This is a genomic window from Streptomyces sp. NPDC127038, assembly GCF_042725875.1.
Classification (GTDB): domain Bacteria; phylum Actinomycetota; class Actinomycetes; order Streptomycetales; family Streptomycetaceae; genus Streptomyces.
On record NZ_JBHXDQ010000003.1, the window covers coordinates 215200 to 236664 of the forward strand.

A 21465-nucleotide genomic window follows, 5' to 3' on the forward strand; every position below is an offset into this window, starting at 1 on the left:
TCGTTCCGGACCCGAGTCGCGGGATCCGTCCTGGTTCGATCGACGGCCCGGACCGGAGCCACGGGACCGTGCCACGCCCGGCCGGGGATTCGGCATCGAGCGACGGGATCCGCTCCCGCCCGGTCCCTGACCCCGATCCGAGCCGCGAGACCGTTCGTTCCACGCCCGGTCGGTGACCCGGTCGTGAGCGACGGGATCCGGCCCGGCTCCGTCTGCCCCCGAACCCGGGCGACGGGACCGGTCTCGCTTCGGCCCGGGGCTCGAAGGCCGCTGGACGACGGGCCCGAAGGCGGCTGGACGACAGGGATGACGGCGGCTCGACGGTGGCCCGATCCGGTGCCCGTACGACCGCCCGGTCGGGGCTGCCGTCCCCCGCCCCGCGCGGCCCCGCGTCCTTCGTCGCGAAAGACGGCAACGAGCCTACCCGGCAAGGCAGTTGGACCGAGGGAGGTCCCGCGGCGGCCGTTCGCCCGCACGGCCCGTGCCACGGTCCGCAAGCGGGTCGTCACCCGGCGGCCGAGAGTGTGCCGTCTGATCAGGGGTTTCGCTACCCAGGAGCCGGGCGAGCGCATAACATCCGGTCGGGAAGTCACCCGGAAGGCACGCCGGGGCAACCTGTCGGACCCGGACCGCACCCGACCCCCCGTCACTTCTCCGCCCTTCTCCGCCTGCTCAACCGTTCAGCCCCGCACGAAGGAACCATCAGTGAGCGAATCCGGATCCTCCGGAAGAGTCCAGCCGGCTCACGCCGGCGATCCCTCCCGAATAGGTCCGTACCGGATCGTCGGTCGCCTCGGCGCCGGAGGCATGGGCACCGTCCATGCCGGAGTCGCCTCCGACGGAACGCGTGTGGCGGTGAAGGTCATTCACCCCTCGCAGGCCCAAGAACCCGAATTCAGGGCCCGTTTCAGGCGCGAAGTGGACATGTCCTCCCGTGTCACCGGCCCCTACCTGATCCCCCTCCTCACCGCCGACACGAGCGCCCCGACCCCCTGGCTCGCCACCGAGTACGTCGCGGGACCCACGCTGAACCAGCAGGTCCTCACCCACGGACGGGTCACCGGACCCAGCCTGTACGCCTTCGCGGCCGCCACCGCCCAGGCGTTGGCCGCCGTCCACGCGGCCGGCGTCGTGCACCGCGACGTGAAACCGCAGAACGTCATCCTCACGCCCTCCGGCCCCCGCGTCCTGGACTTCGGGATCGCGCACGCGGACGACGACACGAGGGTCACCCGCCCCGGAGCGACGACCGGCACTCCCGGCTGGATCAGCCCCGAGCAGTACCGGACGGGGGCCACGGGATCCGAGGGCGACATGTTCGCCTGGGGCGCGCTGGTGGCGTACGCGGCCACCGGGAAGTCCCCGTTCGGCACCGGCGCGCCCGACGCGGTCGCGGTCCGCGTGATCTCCGGCGAACCCGACCTGGACGGCGTTCCCGCACCCCTGCGCGAGATCGTGCTCAGGGCACTGGCCAAGGACCCCGCGGAGCGCCCGTCAGCCGCCGACGCCGCGGAGGAGTGCTACGAACTCCTGGCGGCGCAGCTCATCCAGGCGATGCGCGCCGACACGCTGTTCACCCGGGCGGAGGACATGATCACCGCGGTGTGGGACATGCCGCCCGTTGACGATCCGGCGTGGCCGCGCCCCGCACGACGCGGCCGACGGCCGTGGGCGGGCATGGTCGTCGTCGCCGCGGCGGTGATCGGCGGCCTGGCGGGCGGAGTGGTGGCCCTGATGCCCGGCAAACAGGAGGGCGGCCGTCACGGCACCTCCAACGCGTCCTCCGTTCCCGGCTCTTCCTCGCCCGCTCCGTCCGCCTCCGCCTCCTCGGCCCCCGCCTCCTCCCCGGCCGCCTTCCCCTTCCCGCAGCCGTCAGGTACGGGCACGAGCCCGGGAGCGAGTACGTCGGCCGAGCCGGAGCGGGCCACGAACGAGCACCCGGCGAGCGTCGAGAACTGGGCCGAGGCGCGGCCGGCCCGGGGCCGGGGCGAGCACGACGTGGCCCGTGCCGTCCTGCACGACCAGGGCGTCCTCGTCCGCCAACTCGGCGAGGGCATCGACCTCGACCCGGGAGCCGTGACGTTCCACGCCCCGCGCGGGGAGGTGTACCTCTCGTACCGGCTCTCCTCCGACGAGCCGGGCACGATGTACGCGGAGACGGAGGCGGCCGGGCTGATGTGCCGGACGCTGCGCGAGGTCGTACTGCGGCTGCACCCGGAACTGCCGTACCGCACCTTCGTCATGGTCAAGGAGGCGAAGGGCCGCGACCCACGGGTGACCTGGGACGACGACTTCCTCACCGACGCGCGCTGCGCGCCGTCCGACGGCTCCGGCCTGAGCACGGTCGCCGCCGGACCGGTCTGGACCCCGGACGAACAGGGCCTCGGCCAGGCCATGATCCCCAGTACCGACGGCGACGAGATCGACGTCGCCGGGCGCGCGACCAGGGAGATCATCGAGCGGACCAACGCGATGCGCACGGTGCTCGGCACGGGCCGCGCGCTCGGCAACGCCGAGCTCAAGATGGGCTTCGACCCGGGCCACTCGGCGATGTACGTGTGGTCGGACTACGGGACCTGGAACCAGCGGCAGGCCGCCGCCTGGGCGGACATGGCGGCCGGCGAGGCGTGCCGCGCGCTGGTGGGACAGCGCGACGGCGCGGGCGACGCGTGGCCCTACTCCCGCTACGCCGTGGCGGAGCGGGCGGGCTCCGGCTATCTGATGATCCGTTGGGGCACGGCCGCGACAACGGCCGACTGCCCGGTCTGACCCCCTGGGCCGACCCTTCGACGGTCGCCCTCCCGTCCGGACGGGCTTGACCCTCGACCTGGTCGAGGCCCCAGGGTCTCGGGTGTGGAGAGCGAGATGCGCAGCATCGGCGAGATGGCCCGGGACAGCGGACTGAGCGTCAGCGCCCTGCGGTTCTACGACCGTGGCGGTGTGCTGGTCCCCGCCTGGGTGGATCCTGCGAGCGGTTACCGATGGTACGGCGCCGAACAGCTGGAAGAGGCGAGGCTGCTGGCCCGGTTGCGGCGGGCCGCGATGCCGTTGGCGGACATCCGCCTGGTGCTCGCCGGCTGGTCCGGCGCGGACACCGGTCTCGTACGCGGACTGTTCCAGGCGCATCTGCGCCGCCTGGAGGCGGGCCTGTCCGATGCCCGCGACGAGTTCTCCACGCTCCGAGCGATCCTCGACAGCCGGGAGAAACCCATGACATCACCCAGTACCGCCGCCGTCCGCCTGTCCCTCTCCGCGCCGGAACTCGCCGGTGCGCTGGACGCGGTCCGCTTCGCCGTCGGCCGCGACCCCGAACTGCCCGTGCTCGGCGGTGTCCTGTTCGACATCGAGGGCGGGACGCTCGACGTGGTGGCCACGGACCGCTACCGCATGGCCGTCGCGCGGACGGCCGCCGCGGGGCACGCAGGCGCCCCCGCGCGCGTGGTCGTGCCGATCCCGCTCGTGGACTCCATGCGGGCCCTGCTGAGCGGCGAGGAACCGGTCCACCTCTCCGTCGACGGCGACCGCGTGACACTGGAGAGCGGTGCAGGGCGGACGGCCGGGCCGTGCCTCGGCCACGACTTCCCCGACCACCGCCGCCTCGTCGACGCGCCGGACGGCCGTCTGGCCCCGGTGCACACGGAATCCTTCCGGGAGGCGGTGCGGACCGGGCCCGTCGTCCAGGGCGATACGAGCGGGCCGGGCGGGACGGCCGCCGACCTGACCCTGCTCAAGGTGACGGACGAGGGCGGGGTGACCCTCGGCGACGACCGCTGGGGCGACCAGAACCAGGTCGCGGTCAACCGCGCGTACCTGCTCGACGCGCTCGACGCCGGGGCGCGCGAACGGCTGGTCCTGGAGATCGGCGTGGCCACCGCGCCCATCGCGATCCGACGGCCCGACGACGAGCACACGTTCTCGCTGCTGATGCCGGTGCGTCTGGAGAACTGAGCCGAGACCCCCGGACGGACGCGACACGCCCCTCCGTGCCCTGATCGGACCGGAGGGGCGTTACTCACTTTCGGGTGACCCCCGGATGACGTGCGCTGACGCGAGAGATGGCCTGATTCCGCCTAGATGCTGCCGTAGTACGGGAGTTGGTGAGGGCAGTCCATCACTTTTCAGCTTTCCGTAGTTAAAGGCCATATACAGGCGCCTGTAACTGATATGTCCGTAATTGGTAACAGCGGTCTGGTGTCGCCCGTCCTGGGCGGGGATGTGCAGCAAGTTATGACTCCTCGGCCACCGGGCCGGGACTCGCACAGGGTCGCACCGTGCGGGTTCCCCGTGAGGGGTGCCCGCACGGGGTGTGCCGGCTCTCGAACCTTGAGGAGCTTTCATGTCCCTTTCCACCTCTGTCACTGCCCGCCGCGTGGCGGCCGCGGCCATCGCGGCCGGCGCCCTCGTCGGATCGGCCTCCGTCTCGGCCTCGGCCGCGGAGCCCCGCTTCGAGAGCAGCCACGTCGCGATCAGCCGGGTCCAGGCCGACGCTCCGGGTTTTGACGACCGCTCCGCTCGTTCCCTGAACGCGGAGTGGGTGGAAATCACCAACTCGGGGCGTCACGGTGTGAACCTGGACGGCTGGACGCTGTCGGACCGGGAGGGCAACCGCTACACCTTCGAGGACTACCGCCTGGCGGCCCGCTCGACCGTCCGCATCCACACCGGCTTCGGCCGTGACACCAGCCGCGACCTGTACCAGGACCGCCGCAACGAGGTGTGGGACAACCACTCCGACGTCGCCACCCTGCGCACCGAGCGCGGCCGCTTCGTGGACAGCGTCTCCTGGGGCCGGCACCACGACCGCGACCACGGCCGCGACGACCGCCGCGACCACCGCCGTGACGACCGCGACCACCGCGGCCACGGGCGTGACGACCACCGCGACCACCGTGGGCCCGGCCGCGACGACCACCGTGACCACCGCGGTCACGGCGACGACCGCGGACGCGGCGACGACCGCGGCCACGGCCGTGACGACCACCGTGGCCCCGGCGACCACCGCGCCGGCGACAACCGCGACCGCGGCCAGGGCCGGCAGGGCCGGCAGGGTCAGCAGGGCCAGCAGGGTCAGCAGGGCCAGCAGGGTCAGCAGGGCCAGCAGGGCCAGCAGGGTCAGCAGGGTCAGCAGGGTCAGGGTCAGCAGGGCCAGGGCCAGCACGGTCAGCAGGGCCAGCAGGGTCAGCAGGGCCAGCAGGGTCAGCAGGGTCAGCAGGGCCAGCAGGGTCAGCAGGGTCAGCAGGGCCAGCAGGGCCAGCAGGGCCAGCAGGGCCAGGGCCAGCACGGTCAGCAGGGTCAGCAGGGCCAGCACGGCCAGGGACTTGGCCACCTCCTCGGTCACTGAACCGCGACCGAGACCACACCGCTCGGGGTGAACGCGGGTGACATCCGGTCGGTCGTGAGGGCGACGGGCTGTGCTCCCTGGCCCGCACGGACCCGATGACGTACGAACCCGCAGGCGGCAACGCCACAGAGGACCCGCACCGGCAGGTGCGGGTCCTCTGGCTGCGTGCACGGACGCGAGCCCCGCCTCACAGCACCCGGCGCCTGCGCCCCAGCCAGGTCTGCGCGATGACGACGACGGCCAGGAACGCGCCGCTGACCACCTGCTGATAGGCGGAGTCCAGGGAGCCGATCTGGTTGATGACGTTCTGGATGACCTTCAGGAGCAGCACCCCCACGAGCGAACCGCTGATGAAGCCGAACCCGCCGGTCAGCAGGGTGCCGCCGATGACGACCGCGGAGATCGCGTCCAGCTCCATGCCCGAGCCGAGGATGGTCACGCCCGACGCGAGCCACGCCGCGTTGAGTGCTCCGGCGAGTCCCGCGCACAGCCCGGAGAGCGTGTAGACGGAGATCTTCGTACGGGCCACGGGGGCGCCCATCAGGGCCGCCGCGTCCTCGTTCCCGCCGACCGCGTACACGTACTGTCCGAACCGGGTGCGCCGCAGGACCACCGCGCAGAGTACGAACAGGGCGACCGTGATCCACACCGGCACGCCGACGCCGAGCAGCGAGCCCTGCCCGAGCTTCCCGAAGAACGACCCCTTGCCCACGAGATACGTCCTGGAACCCTCGTCGGTCACCGAGAGCAGGATGCCCCGGGCGCCCAGCATCGAGGCCAGCGTGACGATGAACGGAGCGAGCCGGGACCGGGCGATCAGCAGGCCGTTGACGAGGCCGATCAGTCCGCAGACGGCCAGGGGCAGGAGCAGCGCGGCGACCGCCCCGTACCGGGACGCCCAGGCGGCGAGCACACCGCCGAGCGCGAAGAGCGAGCCCACCGACAGATCGATGCCACCCGTGATGATGACGAACGTCATGCCGAGCGCGACCACGGCGAGGAACGCCGAGGAGAGCGCCATGTTCTCCAGGTTGTCGCCGGTCAGGAAGGTGTCGAAGCTGAACGACGCGGCGGTCATCGCCACGATCAGCGTGACCAGCGCGCCGTGCTGCTGAGCGAGGGCGCTGAGCCGTTCGGAGCGGCCGGCGCCGGCCGGCTCGCCCTCGGCCGTGTCCTCGGCGTGCACCGGGATGTCCACGTCGGTCGTCATCGCTTTCCTCGTTCCCGTGCCGCGTAGACGGCGAGGACGATCACCACGGCCTGGGCGATCTGGGTCCACGACGGCGGCAGATCGTGCTTGATGAGCGTGGTGGTCAGCAGCTGGATGAGGACGGCGCCGGCGACCGTGCCGCCGATGCGGATCCGGCCGCCGCTCAGCGGTGTGCCGCCGACCACGACCGCGGTGATGGCCGACAGCTCCATCAGGTTGCCGAGCGAGGAGGGGTCGCTCGCGGTGAGCCGGGCGGTGGCGAGCACGCCCGCGACGGCCGCGAGGACGCCCGAGCAGACGTACACGAGGACGAGGACACGATGGACCGGGAGTCCGGCGAGCCGGGCCGCCGGGCGGCTGTCGCCGATGGCGAGCAGACTGCGGCCGAAGGTCGTGCGCCGCACGACGAAGCCGACCAGCAGCGCGAGGGCCGCGGCGATCAGGACGACATAGGGCACTCCCAGGACGTCCCCGGAGCCGAGTTCGGCCATTGCCGGGTCGTGGACGTCCTTGAGCTGGGGGAGGAGCACCAGGGCCAGCCCGCGCCCGGCGACCATCAGGGCGAGGGTCGCGACGATCGGCTGGACGCCGACGAACGCGATGAGCGCTCCGTTCGCGACACCGACCACGGCACCGCCCACGAGCGCGATGAGGACCGCGACCCCGGGCCCGTAGCCGAGATACAGGGACAGCAGCGAGGTGGACAGGGCCATCACCGAGCCCACCGCGAGGTCGACGCCCTCGCTGCCGATCGCCAGCGCCATGCCCAGCGCCACGATCAGGACCGGGGCGACCTGCACCGCCTGGGTGCGGAAGTTCTCGGTGGACAGGAAGTGCGGGGTGAACACGGTGTTCACCAGCAGGAGGACCACGACGCCCAGATAGACGCCGTACTCCTGGAGCAGGGCCAGCAGTCGGTCGCGGTCGGCGGTCACCCGGCCGAGTGTCAGGTCAGTCATCGTGGCCTCCCGGGCCGGTGGCCCCGCCCGTGCCCGCGCCGTCGGCCCCGGCCGTGACAGCGGCCCCGGACGTGACGGCCGCCCCGGCCGTGACAGCGGCGGCGGGTGCGGTGGCGATGGCCCGCATCAGCCGGTCCTCGGTGACGGCGTCGCCGGTCAGCTCCTCCACGACCGCGCCGTCCTTGAGGACGATCACCCGGTCGCTGCCCTCGACGAGTTCCTCGGGGTCGGAGGAGATGAGCAGGACGCCCAGTCCGTCCTCGGCCAGTTCGTCGATCAGTTTCTGCACCTCCGCCTTGGCGCCGACGTCGATGCCCCGGGTCGGCTCGTCGAGGAGCAGCACCTTGGGCTGCATGGCGAGCCAGCGGGCCAGCAGCACCTTCTGCTGGTTGCCGCCGGACAGTTCGCCCACCTTCTGGTGCGGGCTCGCGGCCTTGATCCTCAGCCGCTTCACGAACGTGTCGACGATCCGGTCGATGCGTGCCTCGTCGACCAGGCCGAAGCGGGAGAGCCCGGGCAGCGCGGCGAGCGCGATGTTCTCCCGGACCGAGAGCCCAGGCACGATCCCCTCGGCCTTGCGGTCCTCGGGGAGCAGGCTGATGCCTGCCCGGATCGCGGCGGGCGTCGAACCGGTGCGCACCCGGGCCCCGGCCACCACGACCGTCCCGGAGTCGATGGGCAGGGCGCCCGCGATGGCCTTGGCGGTCTCGGTACGTCCCGAGCCGAGCAGCCCGCCGAGCCCCACCACCTCACCGGGCCGCACGGACACGGACACGCCGTGCAGCTGATGACGTACCGTCAGATCAGTTGCCTCCAGGACGGGTTCGGCATCGACACCGTGACCGCCCGCGAACTTGGTCAGGCCCTCCTGCCGTACGTCCGCGATCTCCCGTCCGAGCATCAGCGCCACGAGCCTGAGCCGGTCGAGTTCGGCGATGCGCCCCGTGTGCACGACCTTGCCGTCGCGCAGCACAGTGACCGCGTCGCAGATCTCGTACAGCTCGTCGAGCCGGTGGCTGACGTAGATCACCGCGATGCCCCGCTCGCGCAGCATCCGGATCACCCCGAACAGGGTCCGGACCTCGCGGGGTTCGAGCGAGGAGGTCGGTTCGTCCATGACGACGGCGCGGGCGTCGACCGAGACGGCGCGGGCGAGGGCCACCATCTGCTGGGCGCCGACGCCCAGTTCGCGCAGCGGCCGGCGGACGTCGACGTGGAGTCCGAGGTCGCGCAGCGCCTCCTCGGCCTGCCGGTGCATGCTCCGGAAGTCGATCAGGCCGAGCCGGCCGCGGGGTTCGCGGCCGAGGAGGAGGTTGCGGGCCACGCTCATCAGCGGGACCAGGTTGACCTCTTGGTAGATCGTGGAGATTCCCGCGTGCTGCGCCTGGAGCGGGGTGGCGAAGCGGACCGGGGAGCCGTCGTACGTCACCTCGCCCTCGTCGGGCTGGTAGACGCCGGTGAGGACCTTGATGAGGGTGGACTTGCCCGCGCCGTTCTCGCCGATGAGCGCGTGCACCTCCCCGGCGCGGGCGGTGAAGTCCACGTGGGACAGCGCCTTCACGCCGGGGAAGGTCTTCGACAGACCGGTCACTGACAACATGTCAGAAGGCCTTGCCCAGGTCGGCCTTGGCGTTGTCCTTGGTGTACGAGCTGTCCTGGATGACGATGTCCTGGGAGACCTTGTCGCCCTTGGTGAAGGCGTCCAGGGTCTGGAAGGCGAGCGGCCCGAAGCGCGGGTTGGACTCGATGACGCCGTCGATCCAGCCGTCGACGATGCCCTGGACGGCGTTGCGGGTGCCGTCGATCGTCACGATCTTGACCTCGCCCGGCTTCTTGCCCGCCCCCTTGAGGGCGTTGACCGCGCCGAGGCCCATCTCGTCGTTCTCGGCGTAGATCCCGGTGATGCCGGGCTTGGACTGGATGAGGTTCTCGGTGACCGACTGGCCCTTCTCCCGGGCGAAGTCGCCGGTCTGCCTGAAGACGATCTTGAGGCCGGGAGCCTTCTCCTTGATGCGGTCCTCGAAGCCCTTGGTGCGTTCGGTCGTCACGTTGTTGCCCGCGGCGCCCAGCAGGACGGCGATCTCGCCCTTGCCGCCGGTCGACTCGATCATCTGGTCCGCGGCCCGCTTGCCCTGCTCGATGAAGTCGGAGCCGATGAAGCTCACGTAGTCCTTGCAGGCGGTGGCGTTGATCTTGCGGTCGATGGTGATGATCGGGATGTGCTTGGCGGACGCCGAGCGCAGGACCGGCTCCCAGCCGTCGGAGTTGAGCGGCGCGATCACCAGGAGGTCGGCGCCCTTGGCGATGAGGTCCTGGACGTCGCTGATCTGCTTGGAGAACTGCGACTGCGCGTTGGCCGTGAGCAGCTTCACGCCCTCCTTGGCCGCCTCGGCCTTGATCGACGCGGTCTCCGCGATCCGGAAGGGGTTGGCCTCCTTCTCGGACTGCGAGAAGCCGACGGTGGCGGACTTCAGGTCGATCTTCTTCGCGCCGTACGCGTCGATGGCGCAGGTCGGGCCCGAGCCCGTGGACGGTGAGGCGACGACCTGGCCCTGGTCGCTCGCCCCGGCGGAGCTCTTGTCCTTGCCTGCGGAGTCGTCCTCGGACTTCGCGCATCCGGAGACGAGCGCGAGGCTCGTGATGAGGCCGGTGGCGAGGAGGGTTCTGGCGGAGGTGCGGTGACGTGGTGCGAGCGGCTTCATGGAGTCCCCAAACGGCGCGGCCCCGGCGCTGAGAGCGCTCCCGGGGATGATCGGCTCTTGCGGTCAACTCGGTGTACTCGTCGTTCCGGGGAGGTTTTTACATCGTTGGAAGAGACCTGTAAAGCCCTCCGTCCGAAATCCCGTCAGCGCCGGCCCAGCGTGCTCTCACGCTCGATGAGCCGGAAATCGGCGGTCAGTTCACGTCCTCCGGGCTCCGTACGGCCCGACAGACTGCGCAGCAGCGAGGCCACCGCCATCCGCGCGATGGCCTGCTTGTCCGGCGAGATCGTGGTCAGGGTGACCGCGCCGAATCTCCCCTCCTCGATGTCGTCGAAGCCCACCACCGCCACGTCCCACGGAACCCGCAGGCCGCGCTCGTGCAGTACCCGCATCGCGCCGATCGCGACCAGGTCGTTGTACGCGAAGACGGCGTCCGGACGGACCCCGGAGTCCAGCAGCCGGGCCATCGCCCGCGCCCCCTCGTCGCGGTCCCAGCCGCCGACCGGGACCACCAGCTCGTCCGGCGCGGGCACCCCGGCCTCCGTCAACTCCTCGCGCCAGCCCGCCAGTCGCAGATGCGCCGGCCGGTTGGCCGAATCCGTACGGGCCCCCAGGTAGGCGATCCGCGAGCGTCCCCGGCTCAGCAGATGGCGTACGGCACTGCGCGCGGCCGACACGTTGTCGATCGCGATGTGGTCGTAGGGCAGTTCGTACTCCCGCTCGCCGAGCAGGACCAGCGGCACGTCGTCGGTGCGCGAGCGCAGGTCCTCGTCCTCGAGCTCCAGCGGGCTGAGGATCAGGCCGTCGATGACATTGGCCCGGAAACCCTGGCTGACCAGCACCTCCTGCTCCCGGTCGCCGCGGGTGTGGTCGAGCAGCACGGTGAACTCGTGCTCGGCGGCCGCGTCGATGACCGCCCCCGCCAGCTCCGCGAAGTACGGGTTGCCGAGCTCGGGGACGGCGAGGGCGATGATGCCGGTGCGGCCCTTGCGCAGATGGCGTGCCGTGAGGTTCGGCCGGTAGCCCAGCTCGTCGATGGCCCCCTGGACCCGGGCCCGCATGGCCGGGGTGACGTGCGGATAGTTGTTCACGACGTTCGAAACCGTCTTGATCGAGACGCCGGCGTGTTCCGCGACGTCCTTCAGGCTGACCCGCAAGGGATCTCCTCTTCATCGATGTGCGCCGCTGCCACCTGGGCGTTTGTCATGACCCTGGACAGAGACCGGGACCCGTGCTGTGATGCCCACTCCCGCTACTTCCAACGTTGTACAGACTGAAGCAACGAGCCGCCACCCTTCCTCAGCCAAGGAGGATCCGTGCGCATCAGAACACTCCGCCCCCGACTGACACTCCTGGTAGCCGCGTTACTCGCACTGACGGGGCTCACCGCGGCCCCGACCGCCACGGCCGCCGACACCCCCGTCGAAGTCCACGGCCTGAAGGGCGAGTACTACACCCAGTCCGCCCCCGGCGCCTTCGACTTCCACGAGCTCAAAGCCACCGGACTGGACACCAACCTCGATTTCGACAACCTGGAGCCCCGGCTCGCCTTCGCCACCGGGCAGTCGGACGACGTCAACGTCCGCTGGACCGGCCGGATCGTCCCGGAGAAGACCGGCCCGACCACGTTCTCGATCATCGGGGACAACGGCTTCCGGCTGTGGATCGACGGCCACCTGACGATCGACCACTGGGTCGACGACTGGGACCGCGAACAGACCTCCCAGCCCGTCGACCTGACGGCAGGACAGGCCTACGACATCAAGGTCGAGTACTTCGAGCACTTCGGCGGATCCAACCTCCATCTGCGCTGGACCCCGCCCGGCGGCACCAAGACCGCCGTCCCGCAGTCCGCGTTCCGGCTGCCCGACGGATACGCGTACGACGGAGCCATCGCCACCACGGTCCAGGCCGACGGCCGCAGCCTGCGCCTGGACTTCGCCCAGCCGCTCACCGCGCCCCCGGCGGGATTCACGGACCACGTCGAAGCCGTCGTCGGCGGCGCCAAGTGGCCCCTGACGACGGCGAAGCTGGACCCCGCCGACCCCAAGTCCCTGATCGTGGGCCTGAAGGAGCCCGTGGTCGGCAACAAGTCCGGTACGGCCAGAGGCACCGCCGACCTGCGCTACGACGGCACGGGCGGTCTCTCCGGAACGAACGGCAACGTTGTCAACGCCTTCTGGAGCAGCGGCGCCAACCGCTCCACCCACGAGCTGCGGACCAAGTGGGCCGACCAGGTCGAGGCCGGCAAGGCCCGCACCGAGTACCCCAGGCCCCAGCTCACCCGCACCGACTGGCGCGATCTGAACGGCTCCTGGCAGTTCGCCCCCGCCAAGGCCGGTGAACAGCCGCCGGTCGGCAGGAAGCTCGCCGAGAAGATCCGCGTGCCCTACCCGGTGGAGTCCCAGCTCTCCGGCATCGAACGGCACGAGGACCGCATGTGGTACCGGCGCACCTTCACCGTCCCCCGGGACTGGAAGGTCGGCTCCGGCAAGCACCTCCAGCTCAACTTCGGCGCCGTCGACTGGCGGGCCGAGGTCTACGTCAACGGCACCAAAGTCGCCGAACACCAGGGCGGCTACGACAAGTTCAGCGCCGACATCACCGCCGCGCTCAAGCCCGGCCGCACCCAGGAACTCATCGTCGGCGTCTACGACCCGACCGACGCGCAGAGCGGCGAGAACCCGCCGGTCGGCAAGCAGCGCCTCGACCCCAGCGGCATCTGGTACACCCCGTCCTCCGGCATCTGGCAGACGGTCTGGATGGAGCCCGTGGCCGCCGACCACGTCGACTCGCTCAAGCTGACGCCCGACGTCGGGAACAGCCGGCTGACCGTCGAGCCGACGGGCGTGCGGGACGGAGTGCCGGTCACCGCGACCGCGTACGCCGGCCACCGCGAGGTCGCCACCGTCAAGGGCCGCACCGGGCAGCCCCTCGTCCTGAGGATCACGAACCCGCACCTGTGGTCACCCGACGACCCCTTCCTCTACGACCTGAAGGTGAGCGTCGGCGCCGACCGCGTCCGCAGCTACTTCGGCATGCGCTCCATCGCCGTGGAGCAGGTGAACGGAACCCCGCGCACCGTCCTCAACGGCAAACCCGTCTTCATGATGGCCACCCTCGACCAGGGCTTCTGGCCCGACGGCCTCTACACCGCGCCGACCGACGACGCCCTCGCCTACGACCTGAAGATGCACAAGCAGATGGGCTTCAACGCCGTCCGCAAACACATCAAGGTCGAACCCGACCGCTGGTTCTACTGGGCCGACCGCCTCGGCCTGATGGTCTGGCAGGACATGCCCGCCATGACCGCGGGAGTCGACCCCAGCGCCGCGTCCCGCGCCGAGTACGAGCGCGAGATGAAGCAGGTGATCGACGAGCACGTCAGCAGCCCCTCGGTCGTCATGTGGGTGACCTTCAACGAGGGCTGGGGCCAGTACGACGAGGCCCGGATCGCCGACCAGGCCAAGGCCTGGGACCCGACCCGCCTGATCAACTCCATGTCCGGCATCAACCTCGGCGTCGACGGCGGCACCGGCGACATCATCGACGAGCACGGCTACCCGAGCCCCGCCCTGCCACCGAACCCGGACGGGAAACGGGCCCTCGTCAGCGGCGAGTACGGCGGTCTCGGACTCGCGGTGCCCGGACACGCCTGGTCCGTGCAGCAGTCGTACGTGGACGTCGACCCCTCGGCGTACACCGACGACTACCTGGCCCGCCTCGCCGAGGTGCACAAGCTCGCCTGCCAGGGCGGCAACGGCGCCGTCTACACCCAGATCTCGGACGTGGAAGGAGAACTCAACGGCCTCATCACCTACGACCGCAAGGTGGTCAAGCCCGACGTGGCCCGGCTGAAGGCCGCCCACGACGCGCTGATCCACGACGCGTCGCAGGCGACACCGGCCGGCTGCTCCTGACGACGAGGCGCACGGAACACGCCTCCCCGCCGTTCCGCCCGCCCCCGACCACGGCCCCCTGACAGGCCGTCGGCGCGGTCCGCCCTCCCCCGAAGGACGGCGGACCGCGTCCGGGCACGCGGTTCACGGCTCCGTCCGGCGGCACGTCGGGCCGTACCCCGGTCGGCCCCGGCACTAGTGTCGGCGCCATGGACGGTGATCTCCGAGGTTGGCGGGCGTGTCTGCTCAGCGGGGCGGTCTTCGCCGTCTGCATGGCCGGCACCACCCTGCCGACCCCGCTCTACGGCCTCTACCGGGAGAAGTTCGGATTCTCCGAGCTCACCGTCACCGTCGTGTACGCCGTGTACGCCTTCGGGGTCATGGGCGTGCTGCTGCTCGCGGGCAACGCCTCGGACTCGGTGGGCCGGCGACCAGTACTCCTGGCCGGCCTCGGATTCGCCGCGGCGAGCGCCGTCTGCTTCCTGTCCGCCACCGGCCTCGGCTGGCTCTACGCGGGCCGGCTGATGTCGGGCCTGTCCGCGGGCCTGTTCACCGGGGCCGCCACCGCCCACGTGATGGAACTGGCCCCGCCGGGCGGCGCCGCGCGGGCCACCTTCATCGCGACGGCCGCCAACATGGGCGGGCTCGGCTGCGGTCCGCTGCTCGCGGGGATCCTCGCCCAGTACGCGCCCTGGCCGCTGTATCTCCCGTTCGCCGTCCATCTCGCCCTGGTGGCGCTCTCGGCCGTCGTGGTCCTGCGGCTTCCCGAGACCGTACGGGAGCGGAAGCCGCTGAGCACCGTACGACCACAGCGGCCGGGCCTGCCCGCACGGGTACGGCCGGTGTTCACGCCCGCCGCGATCGCCTCGTTCGTCGGCTTCGCCCTGTTCGGGGTGTTCACCTCCGTCAGCCCCGCGTTCCTCTCCGAGTCCCTGGACGTGACCAACCACGCGGTCAGCGGACTGGTCGTCGCGCTCGCCTTCTTCGCCTCCACGGCCGGACAACTCGCCGTCGGACGAGTGGGACCGGGACGCTCACTGCCCCTGGGCTGCGTCGCTCTCCTCGGCGGCCTCGCGCTGCTCGCGGGCGCGCTGCGCTGGGACCTCCTGGTCCTGGTGGTGCTGAGCGCGATCGTCGGCGGAGCCGGTCAGGGCCTCGCGTTCCGCGGCGCCCTGACCACCGTCGCCCAGGCCTCGCCCGAACACCAGCGGGCGGCGGTGATCTCCACCCTGTTCGTGGTCGCGTACGCGGGCATCTCCGTGCCGGTGATCGGGGTGGGCGTCCTGGTGGGCCCGCTCGGCCTGGAGGGCGCCGGCCTCGTCTTCATCGCCTGCATGGCCGTCCTGGCGTCGGTGGCGGGCATCTACCTTCTGCGCCGGCCGAGTTCGGCGGAGACCTGAGCCGGGTGCGGGCCGCGGAATCGCGCGCATAGGGTGTCGGCATGTCACTCGGTCACACGGTCCTCCTGTCCGGTCGTTCCATCCGGCTCACCGAGCTGTGGATGTCCTCGACCTACTCCGGCATGCTGGAGGGCTACCCGTGCAAGCGCGTCAACGACCTGAAGGTCGATTGGCTCCAGCGGCGCGCCGAACGCGCGTACCCTTCCCAGCCGGTCCATCTCGTCCCGCCCTCCCGCGAGTACCCGGACGCGACCCCCGGCGCGTTCGGTCCCGTCGAGATCCTGCCCTCCGTGTTCTGCATCGGTTCCTTCGACTCCGCCCCGCTCGAACCGTCGATGGACGCATCCACCCTCGTCGTCGCCTGGTTCCAGCACACACCGGACGTCCCGGCGGGCGAGAACGCCGACCCCGCCCTGCGCGGCATCGACTGGGAGACGCTGGCCCAGGACTTCGAGCTGTAGCCACGGGTGCTGGTCGCGGCCGCGCGATGCCTCGCGTGCGGGGCCAACGGCACAGGCCCTAGTACGGCCCGCCGCGGAACAGGCTGCTTGCGTGGTGGCGCGGACGGTCGCCACGTTCGTGGGCCGTGTCGGAACGGTCCGCGGGTGCCGACAGCGCGGCCAGGTTCCGGAGGGCCACCAGCCCGGCCAGTACGTCGTCACGGTGCTCGGCGGCCTTCATCCAGGCCGGCAGCCGGGCGAACATCCCCATCGTCGGGGAGGCCCGTCGCTCGCGCAGCCGAGCACCCACAAAAGCGGCCAGGGCGTCCACGTGCTCCACGTCGTAGGCCCACAGGATCCGTCCTGCACAACGGGTCTGGAGCCACAGGGGGCGCCGGAAGAACGGGTCCTCGGTGCCGCCGGGCACCGCGCCGATCAGGGCGTTGCCCCGCTGCTCGGCCGTCCGGTCGGCGACCGCGCCGCAGCCGGAGCAGACGAGCCTCCGGGGCTGGAAGAGCAGATCGGAGAAGTACTTCGACGCCTCGACGCCGGGCCGGAGGGCGACGAGAGCACGGCCACCGCACTTGGGGCAGACCACGAGGATCCGCCCGGTGAACCGGGCGAGCCAGATGCCGTCGTCGCGATGGCGGACGGGGTCGGGCTGTGCCGGCTCGGTGTTCATGACGAACACCCTGCCAGGCGCGCCGGGCCCCCGCGACCGAGATACGGGGCGGGCGGGCGTACGGGACCCCGACGACCCGACCGGAGTGGTCCTGGCCGGATCCGAGCCGTGAACGTACCCCGCGGTGCAGGCCAGTTGCCGATTTCACGGCTCGCCCGCGACTCATTATGATCTTGGCATGTCTGTGCAGAACTCCGACAGGGCCCTGTCGCGCAAGCAGCGACTCCAAGAGAAGCAGCGTCGTCAGCTGGCGGTGGTCGACACCGTGGACAAGGCCGAGGCCAAGGTCCGCAAGGCCGAGGTCGAGGTCGCCATGGCCGTCGCCGAGGCGGTGCAGGTGTTCGGCGGCGTCCAGGAGGCCTCCGAGGGCCTCGACATGCCGATCCAGACGGTCCAGCGCTTCCTCGGCATGGCCAAGGACGAGGCGGCGTCTACGGCGAACGTGGTCGAGTCCGCGGGCGTTTCCTGAACGCGTCTGTGTCGTAGCCGGCCTTCGGGACGATCCGAGGCCGGCTTCGGTGTGCACGGGGGCAAGTCCCCCTCCCTGAAGGCTGCTCGCCCTGAAGAAACCCGATCGCGGCCGACGGGAGTCTCAACTCACGCTGTGTGAACGTGAGTACTGGGTGATGAGCTCGAACTCGACCGTCACCTCAAGGAGATGGCGTGCCCTCGGCCGTCCCTGCCGAGGCCGGCGTACCCTCCCGGATCTCGTGCAGCGCCTCTTCGAACATGCCGCGGGCGCGTGTGAACCAGTCGGCCAGCACGGCGATCTCGTCCGGGCCGTAGTCGCCGAACAGGGACGCGAGTCGCTGATAGACGGGGCCGTAGATCTCCAGAATGCGTTCCTGGGCGGTCTCCTCCATGACCACGCAGACGCGTCGGCGGTCGTCCGGGTCCGCGGTGCGCCGGATGTAGCCGGCCTTCTCCAGGCGGTTCAGCACGCCCGTGACCGCCCCCGTGGTGAGCCTGGCCCGGTGCGCGAGATCACCCGCGACCAGTGACTCGCCGGCCATCGACGCCTCCATGAGGAAGCCCAGGCAGGTCAGGTCGGTGACGTTCAGATCCATCCTGCGGGCGATGTCCTGCTGCCCGAACTGTGCGGTGGCGATCATCCGGTCCATGGCGTAGAGCGCCTGCTCCGCCGTCGCTGCCGGGCGAGCCTTGCGATCACTCACGAGTCCTCTTAGCATCTAAGATAATTAGCTCGCGAGATAAGAGATCTCGCGACGGGGTCAGCTCTACCATCTTCACAGCTCTTGAGGAGCGCGATCATGTTCATCCACGGTGACGACGACCACGACCTGGGCCATACCGTGGCCGGCTGGACCGGTGCGGGGATCGCGACACTGGGATTCGGGCTGTGCGGGTTCGCGGTGGTGACGGCGTCCGGGCTCCTCGCGCTCACGGGAGCGGCGGTGCTCGTCCTGGCGTCGCTGAGCACTTGGGCGCTCCACCTGGCTGGTTGGGGGAAACCGAGCGGACCCCGCGCGGCCGGCCAGTGGGACTGGCGCGTGCGGGACGGCGCCGCCAGGGACGGCCACGCCGACTGCATCGCCTGCCGTGCGGCGGGGCGGCGGCCGTCGCGCCGGCGGGCCACGGCCCCCACCACCGAGCCCGCCGTCGCCGACACCTGAGGCGAACGGAAGACGCCGACGTGTCCCTCGGGTGCCGAGCCGAGGACGAGCCGAGGTGAAGGGGGCCGATCGTGGCGTACAAGCTGTCGGGCATCCGTCCACCAGCCGATGCTCGCGGGGGCATTGATCACCCTGATATGACATCGGGATGACTGCCGAAGAGCTGGATCCCATGGACCGTCTGCTGGCCGAGCGGGCTTGTGAGCGCATCGTCGTCCAGTTCGTCCACACGCTCGACCTCGGTGACCCCGGCGACGTGGCCGATCTCTTCACGTACGCGGGCTTCTGGGAGTGGGCAGAGGGGGACCGCCGGATCGAGGGCCGCGACGCGCTTCGGTCGTACTTCGCCGGCCGGCCCGCGGGCCGGCTCTCGCGCCGGATCTGTACGAACATCCTGGTCACCGTCACGTCCGAGTCGACAGCCACCGCGACCACCTACTTCACGACCTACCGCGTCGACGGACACACCGGCGGTTTCGTGCCCCCGCGAGCGCCCACGCAGGTCGGCCACTACGAGGACACCTTCCGCAAGGTCGAAGGCCAGTGGCTTCTCGACTCGCGTTCCCTGTATCTGGCCTTCGCCGGACCGACCGAGCGACTTGAGGCGGCAGCCGAGAACTGAGCACACCGCGCCGGACCGGCCGGCCGATGTGCCGGCGGGCCCCCGCCTAGCGCAGTGACTCGTAGAACGGCCGCTCCGGTGCGGACGCGCCCGCCATGACGCCCTCGCCCCGCAGGTAGGCCAACAGCCAGTCGCCGAAGGTCATTTCGTGGAGGACGAACTCTCCGCTGTCCATTTCCTGTACGCCTACGGCCCATGGCGCCGACGGCTCGTACGGGATGCGGAGGAACACCGTCTCCGCCGCGTCCTCCTTCAGCCAGAACTCCATCGACTCCCTGATCACTTCGAGTGTCGCCATGGCATCCCCTTACCGGCACGGGCGTGATCAGTGTGATCACGGGAGCATCCCGTGCCGGGACGCGACCTGAATCGGGTCCCCGGCGTGAGCGGCTTCGTGCGTTACGCGCCCTCGGACACATGGGTGATCGCCAGCAGGGCCATGTCGTCGGCCGCGCGGCCGCCCGTGTGACGGTGCACGTCGGCCAGCAGGGCGTCCAGGAGGGCGTCCGGGCGGGCGTGTCGCAACAGGTCGGGCCTGCGAGCCGGTTCGTAGAACGCGCCTTTCGCGTCACGGGCTTCCGTGAGTCCGTCGGTGTAGAGGAGCAGCGTGGCGCCCTCCGGGAACGTCAGCGTGTCGACGTGCTCCGGACCGGCCGCGAGAGCCGTCAGGCCCAGTGGCAGCGCGGGCCGGCTGGGTTCGACGTACCGCACCGCGTCCGGCAGCAACAGCAGGGGTGCGGGATGACCGCGGTTGACCAGCCGGACCTTGTTCCCGTGCCGGGGGAACTCCACGACCACGCTGGTGATGAACCCCTCGAGCCCGGTCACCCCGCCGGACTGTTCGAGTTCGAGGGCGACGGCCCGCTCCAGCCGTTCCACGAGCGCGACGAGGCTGGGCTCCTGGAGGGCCGCCTCACGGAAGGTGCCGATGCTGTCCGCGACGGCCCTGACCGCGTTCAGACCCTTGCCGCGCACGTCGCCGATCACACAGCGCACGCCGAACGGAGTGTCGACCACCGCGTAGAGATCGCCGCCGATCTGCGCGTCCGACTGCGCGGCCTCGTAGCGCGCGCCGAACCGCAGCGGCCCGCTCGCCCTCGGCGGGTCGCGCAGAACGGCCCGCTGGACGGTGGCCGCGATGTCACGGGCCGACTGGAGCTGTGTGTGCAGGTGATGGAGGAGACGGTTGAGGAAGGCCGAGATCACCGCCACCGTCGCGACCATGGCCAGTTCGCTGTACTCGGTGGCGGTCCTGTGGAAGCCGAAATAGCCGAACATGGCCAGGTCGAGGAGGAACGCCGCCACCCCGGTGACGACGGTGCCGCGCAGGGACAGCAGGGGAGCGGCCGTGAGGATCGCGGCCGCGTAGAGAGCCGCGGCACTGACCGTGGGCGGAGTGACGAAATCGATCACCACGGCCGCGCACAGCAGAACCACCGGCAGCAGGGGCCTCCACCTTCCGATCCGCTGCCACACCGTCAGCCCGGCCACGTGCTGCTCCAGACGTCGACTCATCTCCCGGCCGGCCCAGGCTATGAGCTGCCCGACCGCCGGGCCGCCCCATCGTGCTCCGGCTCGCACGCCACACGACGGCTATGACCCGAACGCCGCACACAGGACGGACACGCGGAGGGTGGTGCGGCGAAGAGTGGCGCCCGCGTGGGGCCGTTAGCACACGGACCGAGGCCCGCCCGGCAACTCCCGGCTTCGCGCCCCGTGAGGTCCCGGCCGCCTGAACAATGCGGTATCCGGTACAGACGAAGAGGGGATCCGGTGGCTCGTCGCACCAACACGTCCTGCCTGGGCATGGCAGTCAAGGCCTATCTGCTGCTGAACCTGTGGACGGCGATCGGCTATGCCCTGGCACTGCCGGTCACCCTGCCCGACCTGATGGCGTCTCAGGATCCGCCGGTGCACGTCAAGGGCCCCGTGCAGTACGCGGTCCTCTACGGTGTGCCGGTCGTCGCCGCCGCCGGCGTGGCCCTGTTCGCGAGCCGCCGACGGTCCGCCTCCCCATGGGCGGTCGTCGCCCGCGCGGCAGCGGTGCTCGTACTGGGTCAGATCGCCGCCCACTGGGCCGAGGCCCGCTTCGACGCACCCGTGTGGAGTGCGCGCGCGATGGCCCAGTGCGGTGCCGCCGGGCTCACCGCGTTCCTCTGTCTGGTGGTGGTGCGCCGGTGGGACGACCGCAATCTCCCCTCGGGAAGCCGTCGTCCCGGTCCGGGCGAGATCTGGCACGCGGTGGTTCCGTTCCGGGACAACGAGGGCAGCAAGGAACGCTACTGCGTGGTCGTGCGGAGCCGTTCCCACTACGTGGAGGTCCTCAAGATCACCAGCCAGAACAAGGACCACCGCGACGACCACATCCGCATGCCAAACGACGGGTGGGACTTCACCTCGGGCAAGGACCACTGGGTCGAGATCGGCCTTCAGCCGCTCAGGGTTCCGTACCAGAACTTCACCGACGTCCGCCCCAAGGGCCGCTGCCCCCGGCAGGTCTGGCGCCGGCTGCGGGCCGAGAACCCGGCACCCGCGGCCTCCGCGGTGTGAGGGCCCATGTGGTGGAGCGGACCGGG

19 protein-coding genes are annotated in these 21465 nt (G+C 70.9%); 10 read left to right on the forward strand and 9 right to left on the reverse strand.

The features are described from left to right. Positions 1-705: 705 nt before the first annotated feature. The 3 genes from ACFWI4_RS03730 to ACFWI4_RS03740 all read left to right on the forward strand — a co-directional run bounded on the left by ACFWI4_RS03730 (position 706) and on the right by ACFWI4_RS03740 (position 5341). Entirely contained in the window at positions 706-2769 is a 2064-nt protein-coding gene (locus tag ACFWI4_RS03730; RefSeq protein WP_387190567.1) for a serine/threonine-protein kinase, read from the forward strand. A 96-nt stretch (positions 2770-2865) separates the two neighbouring features. Then, positions 2866-3948 carry a MerR family transcriptional regulator gene (locus ACFWI4_RS03735; RefSeq protein ID WP_387190570.1) on the forward strand — a complete coding sequence of 361 codons (1083 nt, stop codon included), beginning with the start codon at positions 2866-2868 and terminating at the stop codon, positions 3946-3948. Positions 3949-4336: 388 nt separating this feature from the next. Then, positions 4337-5341 (forward strand): lamin tail domain-containing protein, encoded by a 1005-nt coding sequence (locus ACFWI4_RS03740; protein WP_387190573.1) that lies wholly within the window; start codon positions 4337-4339, stop codon positions 5339-5341. Between the two features lie 187 nt (positions 5342-5528). Here the strand turns inward: ACFWI4_RS03740 and ACFWI4_RS03745 are convergent, their stop codons facing one another. The 5 genes from ACFWI4_RS03745 to ACFWI4_RS03765 form a co-directional block, all read right to left on the reverse strand. Continuing rightward, positions 5529-6551 carry an ABC transporter permease gene (locus tag ACFWI4_RS03745; protein WP_387190576.1) on the reverse strand — a complete coding sequence of 341 codons (1023 nt, stop codon included), beginning with the start codon at positions 6549-6551 and terminating at the stop codon, positions 5529-5531. After that, on the reverse strand, positions 6548-7510 hold the full coding sequence (locus ACFWI4_RS03750) for an ABC transporter permease (RefSeq protein WP_385394236.1): 963 nt from the start codon (positions 7508-7510) through the stop codon (positions 6548-6550). The genes ACFWI4_RS03745 and ACFWI4_RS03750 overlap by 4 nt, the downstream gene beginning before the upstream one ends. Continuing rightward, entirely contained in the window at positions 7503-9110 is a 1608-nt protein-coding gene (locus ACFWI4_RS03755; protein ID WP_387190580.1) for a sugar ABC transporter ATP-binding protein, read from the reverse strand. Before ACFWI4_RS03755 ends, ACFWI4_RS03750 begins: the two co-directional genes overlap by 8 nt. A gap of 1 nt (position 9111) precedes the next feature. Further along, on the reverse strand, positions 9112-10212 hold the full coding sequence (locus ACFWI4_RS03760; protein WP_387190583.1) for an ABC transporter substrate-binding protein: 1101 nt from the start codon (positions 10210-10212) through the stop codon (positions 9112-9114). 143 nt (positions 10213-10355) lie between these two features. After that, positions 10356-11369 carry a LacI family DNA-binding transcriptional regulator gene (locus tag ACFWI4_RS03765; protein ID WP_385394228.1) on the reverse strand — a complete coding sequence of 338 codons (1014 nt, stop codon included), beginning with the start codon at positions 11367-11369 and terminating at the stop codon, positions 10356-10358. 159 nt (positions 11370-11528) lie between these two features. On the opposite strand from ACFWI4_RS03765, the gene ACFWI4_RS03770 reads away from it, so the two are divergent. From ACFWI4_RS03770 to ACFWI4_RS03780, 3 genes are all read left to right on the forward strand, one after another. Next, positions 11529-14132 carry a PA14 domain-containing protein gene (locus tag ACFWI4_RS03770; protein ID WP_387190587.1) on the forward strand — a complete coding sequence of 868 codons (2604 nt, stop codon included), beginning with the start codon at positions 11529-11531 and terminating at the stop codon, positions 14130-14132. Positions 14133-14320: 188 nt separating this feature from the next. After that, the gene (locus tag ACFWI4_RS03775) at positions 14321-15511 is read left to right on the forward strand and encodes an MFS transporter (protein ID WP_387190590.1); all 1191 of its coding nucleotides are present in this window, start codon (positions 14321-14323) and stop codon (positions 15509-15511) included. Positions 15512-15552: 41 nt separating this feature from the next. Further along, positions 15553-15972 carry a hypothetical protein gene (locus ACFWI4_RS03780; RefSeq protein WP_387190593.1) on the forward strand — a complete coding sequence of 140 codons (420 nt, stop codon included), beginning with the start codon at positions 15553-15555 and terminating at the stop codon, positions 15970-15972. A 58-nt stretch (positions 15973-16030) separates the two neighbouring features. Here the strand turns inward: ACFWI4_RS03780 and ACFWI4_RS03785 are convergent, their stop codons facing one another. Continuing rightward, complete coding sequence (locus ACFWI4_RS03785; protein WP_387190596.1) at positions 16031-16633, reverse strand: hypothetical protein; 603 nt, start codon at positions 16631-16633, stop codon at positions 16031-16033. A 178-nt stretch (positions 16634-16811) separates the two neighbouring features. On the opposite strand from ACFWI4_RS03785, the gene ACFWI4_RS03790 reads away from it, so the two are divergent. Then, complete coding sequence (locus ACFWI4_RS03790; protein WP_387190599.1) at positions 16812-17102, forward strand: hypothetical protein; 291 nt, start codon at positions 16812-16814, stop codon at positions 17100-17102. 181 nt (positions 17103-17283) lie between these two features. Here the strand turns inward: ACFWI4_RS03790 and ACFWI4_RS03795 are convergent, their stop codons facing one another. Further along, positions 17284-17754 carry a MarR family winged helix-turn-helix transcriptional regulator gene (locus tag ACFWI4_RS03795; protein WP_387190744.1) on the reverse strand — a complete coding sequence of 157 codons (471 nt, stop codon included), beginning with the start codon at positions 17752-17754 and terminating at the stop codon, positions 17284-17286. A 150-nt stretch (positions 17755-17904) separates the two neighbouring features. On the opposite strand from ACFWI4_RS03795, the gene ACFWI4_RS03800 reads away from it, so the two are divergent. Next, positions 17905-18267 carry an HGxxPAAW family protein gene (locus ACFWI4_RS03800; RefSeq protein ID WP_387190602.1) on the forward strand — a complete coding sequence of 121 codons (363 nt, stop codon included), beginning with the start codon at positions 17905-17907 and terminating at the stop codon, positions 18265-18267. Positions 18268-18415: 148 nt separating this feature from the next. Then, entirely contained in the window at positions 18416-18889 is a 474-nt protein-coding gene (locus ACFWI4_RS03805) for a nuclear transport factor 2 family protein (RefSeq protein WP_387190604.1), read from the forward strand. A 46-nt stretch (positions 18890-18935) separates the two neighbouring features. Here ACFWI4_RS03805 and ACFWI4_RS03810 read toward each other — a convergent pair whose 3' ends face one another. Together ACFWI4_RS03810 and ACFWI4_RS03815 are read right to left on the reverse strand one after the other, a co-directional pair. Beyond that, positions 18936-19187 carry a hypothetical protein gene (locus ACFWI4_RS03810; RefSeq protein WP_387190607.1) on the reverse strand — a complete coding sequence of 84 codons (252 nt, stop codon included), beginning with the start codon at positions 19185-19187 and terminating at the stop codon, positions 18936-18938. 101 nt (positions 19188-19288) lie between these two features. Then, positions 19289-20404, reverse strand: a complete 1116-nt coding sequence (locus ACFWI4_RS03815) for a PP2C family protein-serine/threonine phosphatase (protein ID WP_387190609.1) — start codon at positions 20402-20404, stop codon at positions 19289-19291. A 258-nt stretch (positions 20405-20662) separates the two neighbouring features. On the opposite strand from ACFWI4_RS03815, the gene ACFWI4_RS03820 reads away from it, so the two are divergent. After that, positions 20663-21439, forward strand: a complete 777-nt coding sequence (locus ACFWI4_RS03820; protein WP_387190611.1) for a hypothetical protein — start codon at positions 20663-20665, stop codon at positions 21437-21439. The last annotated feature ends 26 nt before the right edge of the window (positions 21440-21465 follow it).

Coding starts and splice junctions, on each gene's coding strand:
- ACFWI4_RS03735 (WP_387190570.1), top strand. CDS start 2,866: ATGCGCAGCATCGGCGAGATGGCCCGGGACAGCGGACTGAGCGTCAGC.
- ACFWI4_RS03740 (WP_387190573.1), top strand. CDS start 4,337: ATGTCCCTTTCCACCTCTGTCACTGCCCGCCGCGTGGCGGCCGCGGCC.
- ACFWI4_RS03745 (WP_387190576.1), bottom strand. CDS start 6,551: ATGACGACCGACGTGGACATCCCGGTGCACGCCGAGGACACGGCCGAG.
- ACFWI4_RS03750 (WP_385394236.1), bottom strand. CDS start 7,510: ATGACTGACCTGACACTCGGCCGGGTGACCGCCGACCGCGACCGACTG.
- ACFWI4_RS03755 (WP_387190580.1), bottom strand. CDS start 9,110: ATGTTGTCAGTGACCGGTCTGTCGAAGACCTTCCCCGGCGTGAAGGCG.
- ACFWI4_RS03760 (WP_387190583.1), bottom strand. CDS start 10,212: ATGAAGCCGCTCGCACCACGTCACCGCACCTCCGCCAGAACCCTCCTC.
- ACFWI4_RS03775 (WP_387190590.1), top strand. CDS start 14,321: ATGGACGGTGATCTCCGAGGTTGGCGGGCGTGTCTGCTCAGCGGGGCG.
- ACFWI4_RS03780 (WP_387190593.1), top strand. CDS start 15,553: ATGTCACTCGGTCACACGGTCCTCCTGTCCGGTCGTTCCATCCGGCTC.
- ACFWI4_RS03785 (WP_387190596.1), bottom strand. CDS start 16,633: ATGAACACCGAGCCGGCACAGCCCGACCCCGTCCGCCATCGCGACGAC.
- ACFWI4_RS03790 (WP_387190599.1), top strand. CDS start 16,812: ATGTCTGTGCAGAACTCCGACAGGGCCCTGTCGCGCAAGCAGCGACTC.
- ACFWI4_RS03795 (WP_387190744.1), bottom strand. CDS start 17,754: ATGGACCGGATGATCGCCACCGCACAGTTCGGGCAGCAGGACATCGCC.
- ACFWI4_RS03800 (WP_387190602.1), top strand. CDS start 17,905: ATGTTCATCCACGGTGACGACGACCACGACCTGGGCCATACCGTGGCC.
- ACFWI4_RS03805 (WP_387190604.1), top strand. CDS start 18,416: ATGACTGCCGAAGAGCTGGATCCCATGGACCGTCTGCTGGCCGAGCGG.
- ACFWI4_RS03810 (WP_387190607.1), bottom strand. CDS start 19,187: ATGGCGACACTCGAAGTGATCAGGGAGTCGATGGAGTTCTGGCTGAAG.
- ACFWI4_RS03815 (WP_387190609.1), bottom strand. CDS start 20,404: ATGAGTCGACGTCTGGAGCAGCACGTGGCCGGGCTGACGGTGTGGCAG.